14 protein-coding genes and 2 pseudogenes are annotated in these 14,893 nt (G+C 71.4%); 4 read left to right on the top strand and 12 right to left on the bottom strand.

All coding sequences use genetic code 11. The annotated features are described in order from the left end of the window. Positions 1-207 precede the first annotated feature (207 nt). From rpmF to rsmD, 4 genes are all read right to left on the bottom strand, one after another. Positions 208-387 carry a 50S ribosomal protein L32 gene (gene rpmF / locus ACH34Q_RS26265; RefSeq protein ID WP_395985722.1) on the bottom strand — a complete coding sequence of 60 codons (180 nt, stop codon included), beginning with the start codon at positions 385-387 and terminating at the stop codon, positions 208-210. 1 nt (position 388) lies between these two features. Beyond that, positions 389-1,003, bottom strand: coding sequence for a YceD family protein (locus tag ACH34Q_RS26260; RefSeq protein ID WP_395985721.1), 615 nt, complete (start codon positions 1,001-1,003; stop codon positions 389-391). Between the two features lie 208 nt (positions 1,004-1,211). Then, the gene (gene coaD / locus ACH34Q_RS26255; RefSeq protein WP_395985720.1) at positions 1,212-1,691 is read right to left on the bottom strand and encodes a pantetheine-phosphate adenylyltransferase; all 480 of its coding nucleotides are present in this window, start codon (positions 1,689-1,691) and stop codon (positions 1,212-1,214) included. 217 nt (positions 1,692-1,908) lie between these two features. Further along, entirely contained in the window at positions 1,909-2,475 is a 567-nt protein-coding gene (rsmD, locus tag ACH34Q_RS26250) for a 16S rRNA (guanine(966)-N(2))-methyltransferase RsmD (protein WP_395985719.1), read from the bottom strand. Positions 2,476-2,804: 329 nt separating this feature from the next. Between rsmD and ACH34Q_RS26245 the strand changes: the two genes are divergently transcribed. Further along, a complete protein-coding gene (locus ACH34Q_RS26245) occupies positions 2,805-3,797 on the top strand; it encodes a hypothetical protein (protein WP_395985718.1) in 993 nt (330 codons plus the stop codon). Positions 3,798-4,070: 273 nt separating this feature from the next. On the opposite strand, the gene ACH34Q_RS26240 is transcribed toward ACH34Q_RS26245, so the two are convergent. From ACH34Q_RS26240 to ACH34Q_RS26230, 3 genes are all read right to left on the bottom strand, one after another. Then, a complete protein-coding gene (locus tag ACH34Q_RS26240) occupies positions 4,071-5,897 on the bottom strand; it encodes a protein kinase (RefSeq protein WP_395985717.1) in 1,827 nt (608 codons plus the stop codon). Between the two features lie 229 nt (positions 5,898-6,126). Beyond that, positions 6,127-8,340 (bottom strand): ATP-dependent DNA helicase RecG, encoded by a 2,214-nt coding sequence (gene recG, locus ACH34Q_RS26235; RefSeq protein ID WP_395985716.1) that lies wholly within the window; start codon positions 8,338-8,340, stop codon positions 6,127-6,129. A 160-nt stretch (positions 8,341-8,500) separates the two neighbouring features. Next, entirely contained in the window at positions 8,501-10,129 is a 1,629-nt protein-coding gene (locus ACH34Q_RS26230) for a DAK2 domain-containing protein (RefSeq protein ID WP_395985715.1), read from the bottom strand. Between the two features lie 339 nt (positions 10,130-10,468). On the opposite strand from ACH34Q_RS26230, the gene rpmB reads away from it, so the two are divergent. Further along, positions 10,469-10,663, top strand: a complete 195-nt coding sequence (rpmB, locus tag ACH34Q_RS26225) for a 50S ribosomal protein L28 (protein ID WP_395985714.1) — start codon at positions 10,469-10,471, stop codon at positions 10,661-10,663. Positions 10,664-10,836: 173 nt separating this feature from the next. Here rpmB and thiD read toward each other — a convergent pair whose 3' ends face one another. The 3 genes from thiD to ACH34Q_RS26210 all read right to left on the bottom strand — a co-directional run bounded on the left by thiD (position 10,837) and on the right by ACH34Q_RS26210 (position 13,389). Beyond that, positions 10,837-11,646 (bottom strand): bifunctional hydroxymethylpyrimidine kinase/phosphomethylpyrimidine kinase, encoded by an 810-nt coding sequence (gene thiD, locus ACH34Q_RS26220; RefSeq protein ID WP_395985713.1) that lies wholly within the window; start codon positions 11,644-11,646, stop codon positions 10,837-10,839. Positions 11,647-11,764: 118 nt separating this feature from the next. Beyond that, positions 11,765-12,367 (bottom strand): cellulose binding domain-containing protein, encoded by a 603-nt coding sequence (locus tag ACH34Q_RS26215; RefSeq protein WP_395985712.1) that lies wholly within the window; start codon positions 12,365-12,367, stop codon positions 11,765-11,767. 101 nt (positions 12,368-12,468) lie between these two features. Then, complete coding sequence (locus tag ACH34Q_RS26210) at positions 12,469-13,389, bottom strand: thiamine-phosphate kinase (protein ID WP_395985878.1); 921 nt, start codon at positions 13,387-13,389, stop codon at positions 12,469-12,471. A 195-nt stretch (positions 13,390-13,584) separates the two neighbouring features. Between ACH34Q_RS26210 and ACH34Q_RS26205 the strand changes: the two genes are divergently transcribed. After that, positions 13,585-13,818, top strand: coding sequence for an Lrp/AsnC family transcriptional regulator (locus ACH34Q_RS26205; protein ID WP_395985877.1), 234 nt, complete (start codon positions 13,585-13,587; stop codon positions 13,816-13,818). Between the two features lie 75 nt (positions 13,819-13,893). Here ACH34Q_RS26205 and ACH34Q_RS26200 read toward each other — a convergent pair. Next, a pseudogene (locus tag ACH34Q_RS26200) lies at positions 13,894-13,989 on the bottom strand (hypothetical protein); the annotation flags it as partial. On the opposite strand from ACH34Q_RS26200, the gene ACH34Q_RS26195 reads away from it, so the two are divergent. Further along, entirely contained in the window at positions 13,949-14,551 is a 603-nt protein-coding gene (locus ACH34Q_RS26195) for a DUF3515 domain-containing protein (RefSeq protein WP_395985711.1), read from the top strand. The pseudogene ACH34Q_RS26200 and the gene ACH34Q_RS26195 overlap by 41 nt on opposite strands. A gap of 217 nt (positions 14,552-14,768) precedes the next feature. On the opposite strand, the pseudogene ACH34Q_RS26190 reads toward ACH34Q_RS26195, so the two are convergent. Next, positions 14,769-14,893, bottom strand: a pseudogene (locus ACH34Q_RS26190) (IS630 family transposase); the annotation flags it as partial.

Below are 14,893 nucleotides of genomic sequence, written 5' to 3'. Positions count from 1 at the left end.
CGGGCCGGTCGATCATCATCCCCGGCACGCACCACGGCCTCGGGCGCGAGCCCCTCCGCCGTTCACCACGCCGGCGTCACCCGCCGGGGTGGTCAGGTGCCCCTGTGGTCAGGAGCCCCGTGGTCAGGAGTCCCCCGTGGTCAGGAGACCAGAGCACATCGAGGGGCGGCCGCGGCTACGCGGTACCGCCCCCCGGAATGCCTGGGATCAAGCCGACGGAGTGGTGACCTGCCGCCGGTCGTACGTACCGCATGTCGCGCACGCGGTGTGCGGCAGCTTCTTGTCGCGGCACGTGGGGCACTCGACCAGGGTCGGCGCGGTGGCCTTCCACTGCGAGCGCCGGTGCCGCGTGTTGCTGCGCGACTTCTTCCGCTTCGGGACGGCCACGTCAGCCCTCCTGCTTTCCATCTCGTTGGTCGAATGCCCGATGAGGGGAGTCCCCCTCATCTCCCCCGTCGGGGGAGGCCTGCGACGCGCCGCCGTTGTGAACGGCGGTGTCACCGGCCAGGTCCTGCAGTGCCGCCCACCGGGGGTCGGCCACGGCATGGCCGTGGTCGGGCTCGGCGTCCGCCAGGCGGACGCCGCATTCCGGGCACAGGCCGGGACAGTCGTCCCGGCAGAGCGGGGACAGCGGCAGCGCGAGCACCACCGCGTCCCTGAGCACCGGCTCGAGGTCGATCAGATCGTCCTCGAGACGGAGCTCGTCGTCGTCCGCGTTCCCGCCGGAGCGGGTGTCAGGATAGACGAAGAGCTCCTGGAAGTCCGCCTCGAAGGTCGAGGCGATCGGGTCCAGGCAGCGCGAGCACTCCCCCTCCAGGGGGACCCGCGCCGTGCCCGTCACCAGCACACCCTCCAGCACGGACTCGAGCCGCAGATCCAGCTCGACGCTCGCGCCTTCGGGTACGCCCACCATCTCGCCGCCGAGATTCTCCGGTGCCGGAACGCTGGACGACTCTTCGCGCGACGACCCGGGCTGCCGGCTGAGGGCTCGGGTGTCGAGCACGAGCGGGGCATTGGGGTCGAGGCCAGACAGAGGAATCCTGCTTTCGTGAGGCATGGGGAATCGCGGCCGTCGGTCCAGGCCGGTGTCCCAGCGTACCCAACGCGAGGGCGCGGCCCCAACTCGCACCGCCCGCGAAGGGGTCAGAGCTCACTCAAAGCCCGGTTCAGAACCCGGGCCAGGCCGGACCAGCCTGGGGCCAGAAGTCGGGTCAGAGTTCCTTGAAGCGCTCGGTGAGCCGTCCGTGCACGAGGTCCGGGATGAGGCCGGTCACGTCGCCTCCGTACTTCACGACTTCCTTCATCAGGCTGGAGGACAGGTAGGAGTACTCGGGATTGGTCGACATGAACATCGTCTCGACCCCGGCCATCCGGTGGTTCATCTGGGCCATCTGCAGCTCGTACTCGTAGTCGCTGACCGCCCGCAGGCCCTTGACGATCATCGGGATGTCGTTCTGCCGGCAGAAGTCGACCAGCAGCCCGTGCCACTTGTCGATCTTGACGTTGCCGTACTCCTTGGTGACCTCCTCCAGCATCTCGATCCGCTCCTCGATGCTGAAGAGCCCCTGCTTGGTCTTGTTGATCAGCACGGCGACGACGACCTCGTCGAAGAGGCGGGAGGCCCGGCTGATGATGTCGAGGTGGCCGTTGGTGACGGGATCGAACGAGCCGGGACAAACGACACGTCGCACGAGATGGCTCCATCCTTGCGTCTGAACTCTCCGTGCAGGTGGGGCCCTGCCCGTGCAGGTGGGGCCCTGCGGCGCGACCGTACCAAATCGGTCCAGACGGACTTGGCACCGGGTTTCAGGAATGCAAGGGTTTCAGGGAGGCCCGGCTTTCACGGAGGCGGGGGTTTCAAGGAGGCCCGGCTTTCAGGAAGGCAGCGGTTTCCGGAAGGCGGCGGTTTCAGGAAGGCAGGGCGCGGCCGTACCAGAACACGGCCTCGCCGTAGCGCCGGTCGCGTTCGGCCTCGTAGCCCTCCGGCCAGCGCAGCGCCGGCCCGCGCGAGGCGCGCTCGACCACCACCAGCGCGTCGGGCGCGGTCCAGCCGTGGTCGCGCAGGGACTCCAGGACCCCGGTCACAGCGGCGTCGTCCAGCGCGTACGGGGGGTCGGCGAAGACCAGGTCGTACGGCTCGCCGGGGTCCTGCCGTACGAGGCGTTCCACCTTGTCGCCGCGCGGCACGGCGCCGGGCAGGCCGAGGGTCGCGGCGTTCTGCCGGACGATCTTGAGCGCGCGGGGGTGCGACTCGACCAGCAGCGCGTGCGCGGCCCCGCGCGAGAGCGCCTCCAGCCCGACCGCCCCCGACCCCGCGTACAGATCGGCGACCCGCAGCCCGTCCAGCGGGCCGAGCAGCGCCTGCACCGTGGAGAACAACCCCTCCCGCGCCCGGTCGCTGGTCGGGCGGGTGTCCCGGCCTGGCGGAACGGCCAGCCGCCGCCCACCTGCGATTCCCGCGATGACCCTGCTCATCCGTTGATCCTGCTCATCCGTTGATCCTGCTCATCCGTTGATCCTGCTCATCCGTTGTCCCTGCTCATCCGTTGTCCCTGCTCATCCGTTGTCCCTGCTCATCCTTCGACCCTGCTCATCCGTCGATTATCGGGCCCGCGCCGACCGCGATGGTCGCCGCCTCGCCGTTTCGGAAGATCATCCCGGTGCTCGGGCAGGGGATACACGAATGTCGCCCGGGGGCCTTGTGGATCTGTGTCCAAAATCGTCGATCACTGTTCACAACCGCTACCGGGCGTGCCAGTGTGAACGCAGGTTGTCGCAATCACGAAACCCCCCAGGAGTACCTCGTGCAGCACGGCGGAAGACTGGCGGTGACGGCGGGCGCGACGGTGCTGGGCCTGGTGGCGATGAGCGGCGTGGGCCACGCCGACTCCGGAGCTCCCAGGACCGGCCCTTCGCTGGCCGACCTCACCTCCTCCCTGACCGACACGATCAACGGCCTGACCGGCTCCCTCACGGGAGGCGGCACCCAGGCCCCGGCCGGGACGAAACAGACCCCGACCAGAAAGGCTCCTTCGACCTCACGTACCCCCACCAAACCGAAGGTCGTCAAAAAGGCGACCTCGACGAAACCTGCCTCTGATCCCGCCTCCAGTACCGAATCGAACGGCACTAAGGGCAAGGCCCGTACAAAGGCCGCCAAGGCCGGGGCGCAGAAAAACCAGAAGCCCGGCCATCTGCGCATCGGCCTCTCACCCGAGCTCGACCTGAAGAAGAAGACGGTCGCGGGCAGCCTGGTCGTCGACGCCGGGCTCAACACCCTGCTCGGCCCGGCCGGGCTCAAGCTGGAGGCCGACGGCCGGCTCTCGGCGGAGGACATCTCCATCGGTGATCCGGAGGCCGACGGCGGTCTCAAGCTCGGTACCCGCCTCGGCGACGCCGGGCTGGGCGTCACCACGCGTGGCGCCGTGTCGGCGACCACCGCGGGCGTCAGCGCCTCCGGCTCGCTGAACGTGTGCTCGGGCGCGGGCTGCGCGGACGCTCCCACGCCGCCGAGCCCGCCCGCCCCGACGCCGCCGTCCCCGCCGGGGCCGACGCCGCCGGGATCGCCGAGCCCCTCGCCCGGCCTGCCCGATCTGCCGCCGTCCTCGCCCCTGCTGCCCGACCTCCCCGCGGCCGGCACGGGCCCGGACGTGACGGCGGCCTCGATGGCGCCGCAGGGCGACCTGCCGTTCACGGGAGCCGACAGCGTCTCACTCGCGGCCCTCGGACTGACCGCCATGGTGGTGGGTGGAGTCGCCGTCGCGGCGACCCGTCGGCGCACGCCCGAAGAGAGCTGACGCAGCGCTCTCGGGAAACAGCCCCTACTGGAAACAACCCCCATTGGAACGGCCCACTGGAACGGCCCACCAGAAACGACCCACCGGAAACGGGGCGCTCCCTCAAAGGGGCGCCCCGTTCCCGTGTGCTTCCCGCGCTCCTGCGCTTCCCGCGCTCTGAGCTTCCCGCGCTCTGAGCTTCCCGCGCTCTGAGCTTCCCGCGCTCCGTGCTTCCCGCGCTCCGTGCTTCCCGCGCTCCGTGCTTCCCGCGCTCCGTGCTTCCCGCGCTCCGCTTCAGAGGCGCTCGGTCCTGCCCACCTTCCACGCGCCGTCCGACTGCTGCTGGACGACCATCCGGTAGACGGCGACCTTGTCGCCGGCCTTGCAGGCACCCTTCGTACATTCGCCCACGGTGACCAGCGCGTTCATCTGCTGCGCCGAGCCACCGGCGCGCAGCGCGGCCTCCACCAGCGTCCCCGCGGCCACCTCCTTGGCGCCGCGTACCGCGTCGGTCACGGCACGCGCCTTGGCGCCCGGCCAGCCGCCGGCCGCCGGGGTCGCGGCCGGTACGGAGACGGCGTTGAGGACGTAGAGGGTGTCCAGCAGCCAGGAGCCGCCCTGCCGGACCAGCGTCGCCCGCATCGGCTCCTGGCGCAGCTGCGGCTCGGCGTTCGCGGAGCCGATCGTCCGCTTGACGTGGGACAGCACGGTCACCGTCCCCGGCGCGGACGCCACGACGGCCGTCTCCGCGACCTCGGTGGCGATCGTGCTCTGGTTCTCGCGCAGCCGGACGCGCCAGTTCTCGGCGGTCAGCTGCCGGTCGTACTCGGCCCGGTAGCGCTGCGTCGAACGGGCGTGCGCGGTGGCCACGTCCTGGTCGATCCGGCGGTAGTCGTAGCTGAGGACGGCCTTGACCGACTCCGACGCGACGCCCAGGACCGCCACCGCCTCGGCGGGCGGGCTCACGGTGTCGGCGGCGGGCTGGGGCTGCGGCGGCGGCGGTTCGCCGTCCCCCATCAGGGCCCACGCCGTACCGCCGCCGACCAGCAGAAGCACGGGCGCCACGATCGCGGCGATCCGCCAGTAGCGGCGGCGCTTGGGCGGCGGAAGTGTGGCCCCGGGCGGGTGCGTGGACGGATGCGCCGGTACGGGCAGACCCGCCGGAGTGGGCTGTGACGAGGCCGGCTGTGACGGGCCCGGTTGTGACGAGGTGGGCGGGGCGGGGACCGGCTGCGGGGCCGTCGGCGGGACGGCCATACCCGCGAACGACGCGCCGGTCGTCAGGGCCCCCTCCGTACCGTCCGGAACCGTCTCCTCCCGGCCGAGCAGGTCGAGCAGCACCTGCTGTGCCTCCGGCCGGCGGGCGGGGTCCTTGTCCAGGCACGCGGTGACGGTCGGGCGCAGCGAGTCGGGCAGCGGCGACAGGTCGGGCTGGTAGTTGAGGATCCGGTGGAAGACCGCCGAGATGGTGTCATTGCCGAACGGATGCCGCCCGGTCGCCGCGAACAGGATCGTCGCGGCCCACGCGAACATGTCCACGGGCGTACCGAGCTCGGTGTCGGTGACCTGCTCGGGAGCCATGTACGAGGGGGTGCCCACCACCCCGCTGCCCTTGGCCGCCGCGCTTCCCAGCACCCGCGCGATCCCGAAGTCGATCACGCGCGGGCCGTCCGGACCCATCAGCACGTTCGCCGGCTTGAAGTCGCGGTGCAGGATCCCGGCGCGGTGGATCGCCGCCAGCGCGGTGACCGTACCGATCGCCAGCCGGTCGAGCTCGGTGCCGATCCGCGGCCCGGCGCCGGTGACCGCCTCGGTGAGCGAGGGACCCGGGACGTACTCGCTGACCACGTACGGAAGCTCGCCGGCGACGTCGGAGTCCAGGACCTGCGCGGTACAGAACCCGGCCACCCGGCCGATCAGCTCGAGCTCGCGCTGGAACCGGGCCCGCCATTCGGGGTTCTGGCTGAGCTGGGCGCGCAGCAGCTTGATCGCCACCTCGGGCCCGTCCTCGCGGCGGCCCAGGAAGACGACGCTCTGGCCGCCCTCCCCCAGGCGTCCGCGCACCTCGTAGGGGCCGAGCCGCGCGGGGTCGCCGGGCAGCAGGGGGCGAACGGCCGTCATCGAACTCCTCCGTCAGGTACGGACCCGCCACGGAACCTTTACCCCCGGGCGAGCCGGATGGCCCATCCTCCTCGATCTCGTTAGACGTCCGTGACCGATCGAACGTTCTCCGTGACCGACGATAGATGATCACCATGAGGTGACGGCGGCGTTCCGTGCAGCCAGACGTTCCCTACGGGGCGGCGTTCCGTGCAGCCAGACGTTCCGTACGGTCGGGCGTTCCGTACGGTCAGGCTTTCTCGAGGTAGTCGGTACGGTCCTCGTCCAGCAGCGCGGCCAGCTCCGCCGCCAGGGCGGGATGCTCGGCCAGGTCCGGATCGGCCTCGACCAGCAGCGTGGCCTCGTCCCGGGCCTTGAGGATCACGTCCTCGTCCTTCTGCAGCGTGAGCAGGCGCAGGCTGGAGGCACGTCCGGCCTGCGCGGCGCCGAGCACGTCGCCCTCCCGGCGCTGCTCCAGGTCGAGCCGCGACAGCCGGAAGCCGTCGGTCGTCGAGGCCACCGCGTCCAGCCGCTCCCGTGCCTTGCCGCCCGCCTCGGCGTCGGTGACCAGCAGGCACAGGCCCGGCAGCGTGCCGCGGCCGACCCGGCCGCGCAGCTGGTGCAGCTGGGACACCCCGAACCGGTCCGCGTCCATGATGATCATCAGGGTCGCGTTGGGGACGTCCACCCCGACCTCGATCACCGTCGTGGCCAGCAGCACGTCCAGCTCCCCGGCGTTGAAGCGGCGCATCACCGCGTCCTTCTCGTCCGGGTGCAGCTTGCCGTGCAGGACACCGATCCGTACCCCCGACAGCAGCTCCTCGAGGCGCGGCAGGATCTCCATGATGCCGAGCGGAGACCGCCGTTCGGTGCCCTCAGCGCTATCCTCGTCCGGCGGCGGGACGGGACGGGCGTCGCCCTCGTCCCCCTCCTTCTCGCCGATCCGCGGGCAGACGATGTAGACCTGCCGGCCGCCCGACGCCTCTTCCCTGATCCGTTCCCAGGTACGGGCGAGGAAGGCCGGCTTCTCCGGCGGCACCACATGCGTCTGGATCTGCGCGCGGCCGGCCGGCAACTGCCCCAGCACCGAGGTCTCCAGGTCGCCGAACACCGTCATCGCGACCGTACGGGGAATGGGCGTGGCCGTCATGACCAGGACGTGCGGCCGCCCGCCCGCCACCTTCTCGCGGAGCGCGTCGCGCTGCTCGACCCCGAACCGGTGCTGCTCGTCCACCACGACCAGCCCGAGATCGGCGAACTGCACGTGCTCCTCCAGCAGCGCGTGCGTGCCGACCACGATCCCGGCCGCGCCCGAAGCGATGTCGAGCAGCGTCGCCTTGCGCGCCTTGGCCCCCATCGATCCGGTCAGCAGCGCCACCCGCGTCGCGGTCTCGGCCCCGCCGATCTGCCCCGCCTGCCCCAGGTCGCCGAGCATCGCGCTGATCGAGCGGTAGTGCTGCTGTGCGAGCACCTCGGTCGGTGCCAGCAGCGCCGCCTGCCCGCCCCCGTCCACCGCCTGCAACATCGCCCGCAACGCGACCACCGTTTTCCCGGAACCGACGTCGCCCTGGAGGAGGCGGTGCATCGGGTGCTCCAGGGACAGGTCTTCGGCGATCTCCCGGCCCACCTCTTGCTGGCCCTCGGTCAGCTCGAACGGAAGGCGGGCATCGAACGCGTCGAGCAGCCCGCCCTCGATCGCGGGCCGGGCCTTGGCGGGCAGCGCGCTCGCGGCCATCCGGCGCTGCGCCAGCGCGATCTGCAGGACGAACGCCTCGTCCCACTTGAGGCGGTTCTTGGCGCGGCCGAGCTCCTTCCAGTCCTTGGGACGGTGGATGCCCTCGTACGCCGCCTTCAGACCCACGTAGTGATGCCGCTTCAGGGTCAGCTCAGGCATCGGGTCGGAACCGAGGTCGAGATTGTCCAGGACCATCCCGATCGACATCCCGATCGTCTCGATGTCCAGGCCCTTGGTGGACGGGTAAATCGGGATGATCTCGTCCGCCCACTCCTGGGCCGCCTGCTCGCCCGCCCGCGCGGCGATCACCTTGTACTGCGGGTGGGACAGCTGCCGCTGGTCGCGTCCCGACCGCGGCCGGTACGTACTGATCTTGCCCGCGAACAGGCCCCGGGTGCCCGGCGACAGCTCCCGCTCCGGCTTGTACGAGCCACGGCGGCCGAAGAAGCTCAGCTTGAGCTCGCCGGTGCCGTCGGTGACGGTGATCTCCAGGACGTAGCCGGGACTGCGGGTGAGGCTGCGGCCCTGCACCTTCACCACCTCGGCCATCACCGTGACGTGCTCGCCGTCGGCCAGCTCGTTCAGCGGTGTCAGCTCGCCGCGGTGCGCGTACCGGCGCGGGTAGTGATGCAGCAGGTCGCCGACCGAGTGCAGGTCGAGCCCCTTGGCCAGCACCTTGGCGGTCTTGTCCCCAAGGACCTTGTGCAACGGCTCGTCGAGTTTCGCCACGATGCCCTTTCTACCGCGCCCCGCTGACGCTCACGTCCGAGTCGCCCGGCACGCCGTCCACTCCACAGCGATCTACTCCACGCCGTCCACTCCACGCCGATCTACTCCACGCCGACTTACTCCACACCGGCTTACTCCACGCTGTCTACTCCACGCCGATCTACTCCACGCCTATGAGCAGGGGGTGGCGCACCTGGCCACCGGCGTAGACGCCGACCTCCACGTCGGGATGGAGGTCGCGCAGATGTTCCTCGAGCCCGTCGGTCAGGCCCTCCGGCGCGTACGTGCCCGCGATGAGCGTCACCAACTCGCCACCGCCCGACAGCATCCGGTCCAGGACCTGGCGCGCCACCTCGTCGAGGCCGTCGCCGATCATGGCCACGTCACCCTCGATCAGGCCGAGGACGTCGCCGGGCTGGCAGAGCCCCACGCTGGTGAACGCCTCCTCCTCGGCGACCTCCAGGTTCCCGAACCGGGTCGCCCCGGCGGCCCGCGTCATGGCGATCACGTCCTCGCCGAACCGGCGCAGCGGGTCGTGGACGGCCAGCGCGGCCAGTCCCTGCACCGAGGCCTTCGTCGGTACGACGGCGATCCGAGCGCCGCTTTCACGGGCTCGCTCGGCGGCGGCCTCGGCCAGCGCCAGCACCTCGGGCTCGTTCGGCAGCACCGCCACCTCGTCGCCGGCGGCCAGGATCGCCTCGGCCAGCACCGCCAGCGCCGGCATCGCGCCGGGCTCGCGCCGTACGACTTGGGCACCCGTGCTCTCGAACAGAGCGGCCAAGCCGTCGGCGGCCGTGACCGCGACAACGGCCCGCCCGACGCAGGGTGCCTGCTGCTGCCCCTCGTCGCCGGTGTGCAGGTACGTCACCCGGATCCGGTACGGGCGGCCCGCCGACAGTCCTGCCTCGATGGCCGCGCCGGCGTCGTCCACATGCACATGGACGTTCCACAGCCCATCCCCGCCGACCACGACGAGCGAGTCACCCAGGCCGTCGAGGTCCTCGCGGAGGCCGGACACCGACTCGTCCGGGGCGTCCAGCAGGTACATGACCTCGTAACCGGGCCCGGCGGGCTCCGTGCGCGCCTCCCGTACGGTGGCCGTCCCGGCCGTCCTGGCGGGCACCTCGTACCGCTCCGGGTACTCCTCGGTGATCACGGCCGCCAGCGCGTCCAGCACCACGCACAGCCCCGCGCCGCCCGCGTCCACCACGCCGCTGCGCGCCAGCACGTCCAACTGCCCCGTCGTACGGCGCAGCGCGTGCCGTGCCCCGGACGCCGCCGCCCGCGCGACCCCGGCCAGCCCCGGCCGCCGGATCTCCAGCGTCGCCGCCGCCGCCGACTCCAGGACGCTGAGGATCGTGCCGTCGACGGGATGCTCGACCGCGCCACGCGCCAGCACCGACGCGTACCCCAGCGCCTCGGCGAACGCCGCGCCGTCCCCGGCCGTCTCCGGCCGCCCGACGATCTCGGCCAGTCCCCGGAACACCTGGCTGAGGATCACCCCGGAGTTGCCCCGCGCGCCCAGCAGCGCGCCGCGCGACAGCGCCCGCCAGGCCTCGGCGATCCCGGCGCCGTCCGGCAGCTCGGCCACCGCGTCCGCCGCAGCCAGCACGGTGAGGTGCAGGTTCGTCCCGGTGTCCCCGTCGGGTACGGGGAACACGTTGAGCGCGTCGATCTCCCCCCGGGTCCGGCCGAGCGCCTCCGCCGCGAGCCTGCTCCACTGCCGTACCGCCGTCCCGTCGAGGACTTCGCCCACCCTCAGCTCCCCTTCGCCGACCGCCACGGTCACCTGCCGACCACCACCACGGTTACCCCACATCGTGGGTTACCTCATATCGTGCGGACCGTTCCCAAGGGAATCCGCTCCTAAGGGAATCCGCCGGAACCGGCCCCGGCAACCCCCTGGGGCCGCGAGCAGGCACGATCAAGGGTTGCGCGGCCGGGCCGATTCGCTTAGGGGTCCGGCGGTGAGCTAATCTGATTCGTGCGCCTCGTCCGGGGCGCTTCCTGAGCGCCCCCACAGTGTCCGGCACGGCATCGTCCGGCACGGCACCGCGGGTCGCGCTCTGTGTGAGAAACACTGTGTGCGAAATTCTTTTCAAGCACCGACACCAACTTGGAGTTTCCCGTGGCTTCCGTTTGCGACGTCTGCGGCAAGGGACCCGGTTTCGGCATGCGCGTCTCCCACTCGCACCGCCGCACCCCGCGCCGCTGGAACCCCAACATCCAGCGTGTGCGCGCCGTCGTGAACGGCAGCACCAAGCGGGTCAACGCCTGCACGTCCTGCATCAAGGCCGGCAAGATCGTCAAGCCGACGGTCTGATCCGCCCGATCTTCAGTCGGCTCACCGGATCCCGGTGGGCCGGCTTTTTCGTTGCCGAACTTGCGCCGCTCGAAGGTGTTCACTGCTCGAAGGTGTTCGCCGCCTGAAGGTGTTCGCCGCCCCGGCCCTGTCGTCGAACAAGGCGGGCGTTGAACTGGCGGACGTCCCCCGGCTCAGGCGGTGCGGTGGCGCCAGCCGTGGTCGACCGGGCCGATGCCCGACCCGAGCGGGAAGCCGGCGGCGATGGCGCCGGTGACGTACTCCTTGGCCTGCTCCACCGCCGCGGGCACGGTCTCGCCCAGGGCGAGGTACGAGGCGATCGCGGACGCGAGCGTGCAGCCGGTGCCGTGGGTGTGCCGGTTGTCATGGCGGGACGCGGTGAAGCGGTACTCGTGCTCACCGTCGAAGAGCAGGTCGGACGGCTCGCCGGGCAGATGGCCGCCCTTGATCAGGACCCATTCCGGGCCGAGCTCCTTGACCGCCTCGGCGGCCTCGCGCAGCCCTGACTCGTCGACCACCTTCACGCCGGTGAGCTGCTCGACCTCCCACAGGTTGGGGGTGACCACGGTCGCGACCGGGAGCAGCACCGTACGGACCGCGTCGACGGCGTCGGTGGCGAGCAGCGCGTCACCGTGCTTGGAGACGCCCACGGGGTCGACCACGACGGGCGCGGTGGCCTCGGCCAGGACGGCCGCGACGGTCTCCACCAGGGCTGTGGACGCGAGCATCCCGGTCTTGATCGCGTGGACGCCGATGTCGGACAGGACCGAGTCGAGCTGGGCCCGTACCGCCTCGGGCGGCAGTTCCCAGTACCCCTGGACGCCGAGGGAGTTCTGCGCGGTCACCGCCGCGATGACGCTCATCCCGTGCACGCCGAGCGCGAGCATCGTCTTCAGGTCGGCCTGGATGCCGGCACCACCGCCGGAGTCGGAGCCGGCGACGGTGAGCACGAGGGGCGGGGCCTGAACGGGGTTCTGCGTCATGCCGCCCACTGTAAGGCCGCCCGCCTCATGGCCGCCCACTGCAAGGCCGCCGCCGCAGGGCCGCCCGCTGTTCGGCCATCCGCCGTTTGGGCCGCTGTATGGCCACCACTGGTGAGCGCTACACGCGGGCGCAGGGCAGGCTGTTCATCTTGCAGGTGGTGGGGCCGCCGGCGGCGCCCGTGGCGGCGAAAACGATCTTGACCGACTGGCCCGGGGTGAGCGCGGGGGCACCGGCCGGGCTGCGCACCCAGCCGACCTCGCCGGTACGGACGACGGTGGCGCCGCTGACCGACACGATCGACGCGTTGGGGATCTTGAACGCGAGGGCCCACTCGGGCACCGCGCGCTGGCCCCGGTTGGCGACCGTGGCGGTGAAGCGGAAGCCGGTGGAGGAGCGCTTCACCATGCGGAAGCCGACGACCAGGCCGTCCGCGCGCCGCGCGTCCCGGCTGGCGCGGTCACCCGGGCCTCGCTGGGAGACCTGGTTCTCCTTGGCGCTGGTCTGCGGCTGCTGCGGGGCGCCGCCCGCGAAGTTGAGGGAGATCTGCTGAGTGCTCATGGCGTATGAGACGACGCCGACGGCCAGCACCAGCGCCACGATCGGCAGCAGCGGTACCGGGACCATCGAGAGCATCTTGGGCCGAGGGCGGCCGGAGGGAGGTTCCGCCTCGTCCGGCGGGACCTCGTCTTCGGGTTGTCCGAGCCTGGTGTGTCGTCCCATCCCATTCCTCTTCGATCACAGGATGTATACCAAACCCGTCCCAAACATGCCTACCAGACGAGCAAAGGGGCGTACCCCGCTCCACATGCTCTCACGAGGTCTCAGTCGCGGAAGTGGTCCCAGCCACCGCCGCCGTACGAACCCCCGTCGACCAGCACTCCGGCACCCTCCGCAACCGTCCCGACCCGCCTCCAGGAGGCGGACAGGAGGGTGTCCGGACCGACCGTCGCGGCGAAAGCGTGGTCTTCCCCGCCGGTGAGCACGTGGCGAAGCCCACCCGCGCCGAGCACGGGCGGGATGGGGACCCACGCCGAATCGACCTCGATCCGCACCCCGCTCGCCTTGGCGATGTGGCCGAGGTCCTGCAGCAGCCCGTCACTCACGTCCAGCAGGGCGGTGGCGCCCATCGCGCGGGCCTCGTCGCCGGCGGTGTACGGAGGGCGCGGGCGGCGATGCGCCTCGATCAGCTCGGCAGGACCCCGCCGGCCGGCCTTCAGCAACTCCAGGCCGGCCGAGGCGAGGCCGAGCGTGCCCCGTACCACCACCAGGTCGCCGGGCCTGGCGCCCGAGCGGGTCAGCGGCGGCAGCCCGCCGAGGTCGCCGAGCGCGGTGACCGCCAGCGTGATCTGCGGTGCCGCCACGACATCGCCGCCGGCGACCGAGGCGCCCGCCAGCGCGCACTCCTCGGCCAGCCCCGCGTACAGTTGCTCGGCCCACTCCACCGATGTCGCGGCCGGGACGGCCAGCCCGACCAGCAGCGCGGTGGGCCGGGCCCCCATCGCGATGACGTCGGCGAGGTTCTGCGCGGCGGCCTTGCAGCCGATCTCGTACGGCCCGGACCAGTCGCGGCGGAAGTGCCGGCCCTCCACCAGCAGGTCGGTGGTGGCCACCGTCCGGCCGTCGGGCCCGCGCACCACCGCGGCGTCGTCACCCGGGCCGAGCTCCACCGCCGGCCCTTGCGGCAACCGGTCGGTCAGCCTCGTGATCAGCCCGAACTCGCCCAGCTCCCCGATGGTGCTCATCGGCCCCCGATCTCGTCCCCGCCGCCCATCGCCGCCGCCATCTCCGGCATCTCCGACATCTCCGCCGGCATCGCCGCCGGGCCTCAGCGTTCCGGTCCCGGCCGGAACGTTCCCGGCCGCCCCGGGCGCCCGCCGCGGCCCGTAACACGATACGGTGACCGTCCGACGGCATTTTCTCCGCCCGGGGAGGACGTGATGGTGCAGGCCTACATCCTCATCCAGACAGAAGTGGGCAAGGCGGCCGAGGTCGCCGGCGAGATCGCCGGCATCCCCGGTGTCGCCCTGGCGGAGGACGTGACGGGTCCCTACGACGTGATCGTCCGAGCGGAGGCGCGCAATGTCGACGAGCTCGGCAAGCTCGTCGTCGCGCAGATCCAGGCGGTCGAAGGGATCACCCGCACGCTCACCTGCCCGATCGTCCACATCTGACGGCATCAGGCCACCGAGCTCGCCCGTGTTCAGCAGGCCTCTGTTCAGTCGGCCCGTGTTCAGTCGGCCCGTGTTCAGTCGGCCCGTGTTCAGCAGGCCCGCGTTCGACTCGCCCGTGTTCAGTTGGCCCGTGTTCGACTCGCCAGCGTTCCACTCGCTCGCGTTCCACAAGTACCGAAGCCACGCCGGATCCGACGCGGCACGGCCGCGGTTGCGGGCGCGGGACCGTACAGCGCCGCGCAGCCATACAGCGCCACGCAGCCGTACCCCATCATGGAGCCGGGCCGCACGCCTGGCGTTCCTCGTCCCGGCCGCCGTGGTGCTGGCCGGGTGCGGCGTGGGCGCGGTGCAGGTGCCCGTGCCCACGGTGGACGCGGCGAGCCAGCGGCTGTGCTCAGGGCTGCGGCTGCCGGAGAAGGTGCACGGCGAGTCCCGCCGTGACACCTCCCCCGAATCGCCGCTCACCGCCGCCTGGGGCTCGCCCGCGATCGCGCTGCGCTGCGGCGTACCGCGTCCCTCGGCACTGCAGCCGACGTCGCAGCTGATGACGGTGAACGGCGTCGACTGGTTCGGGCATCCGGCCGACCGCCCGGTGACGTGGACCGCCGTGGCGCGGCAGGCGTACGTCGAGGTCACGGTCCCTGCCAAGTACAGCCCACCCGGTGACGTATTGATCGAGCTGGGCCAGGCCATCGCGGCCACGATCCCCAAGAAGCCCGAGGGCCAGATCTGAGTCCGGCCCCCGGGCGTCCAGGCAGTGTCCCTAGAGGCGCGGTGTCCCTAGAGATGCAGTGTCCCTAGAGGCGCGGTGTCCCTAGAGGCGCGGTGTCCCTAGAGATGCGGTGTCCCTAGAGGCGCGGTGTCCCTAGAGGCGCGGTGTCCCTAGAGATGCGGTGTCCCTAGAGATGCGGTGTCCCTAGAGATGCGGTGTCCCTAGAGATGCGGTGTCCCTAGTGTCCCGAGTCGTTAATTAGTTGGCAGTATGTGGCGAGGGTTTCGAGGATGTCGTCGGCGTGTTTTGTCCACACGAACGGCTTGGGGTCGGCGTTCCACTCGTTGATCCAGACACGGACGT

Source organism: Actinomadura sp. 9N407, assembly GCF_044326315.1.
Taxonomy (GTDB): domain Bacteria; phylum Actinomycetota; class Actinomycetes; order Streptosporangiales; family Streptosporangiaceae; genus Spirillospora.
Note: the sequence above shows the minus strand (reverse complement) of the source record. Positions and strands in the feature narration are given on the sequence as shown.

What these genes read in the sequence shown, in the direction of transcription:
- ACH34Q_RS26205 (WP_395985877.1), top strand. Translation starts at nt 13,585, where the DNA reads ATGGTGCAGGCCTACATCCTCATCCAGACAGAAGTGGGCAAGGCGGCC.
- ACH34Q_RS26215 (WP_395985712.1), bottom strand. Translation starts at nt 12,367, where the DNA reads ATGGGACGACACACCAGGCTCGGACAACCCGAAGACGAGGTCCCGCCG.
- ACH34Q_RS26240 (WP_395985717.1), bottom strand. Translation starts at nt 5,897, where the DNA reads ATGACGGCCGTTCGCCCCCTGCTGCCCGGCGACCCCGCGCGGCTCGGC.
- ACH34Q_RS26210 (WP_395985878.1), bottom strand. Translation starts at nt 13,389, where the DNA reads ATGAGCACCATCGGGGAGCTGGGCGAGTTCGGGCTGATCACGAGGCTG.
- thiD (WP_395985713.1), bottom strand. Translation starts at nt 11,646, where the DNA reads ATGACGCAGAACCCCGTTCAGGCCCCGCCCCTCGTGCTCACCGTCGCC.
- rsmD (WP_395985719.1), bottom strand. Translation starts at nt 2,475, where the DNA reads ATGAGCAGGGTCATCGCGGGAATCGCAGGTGGGCGGCGGCTGGCCGTT.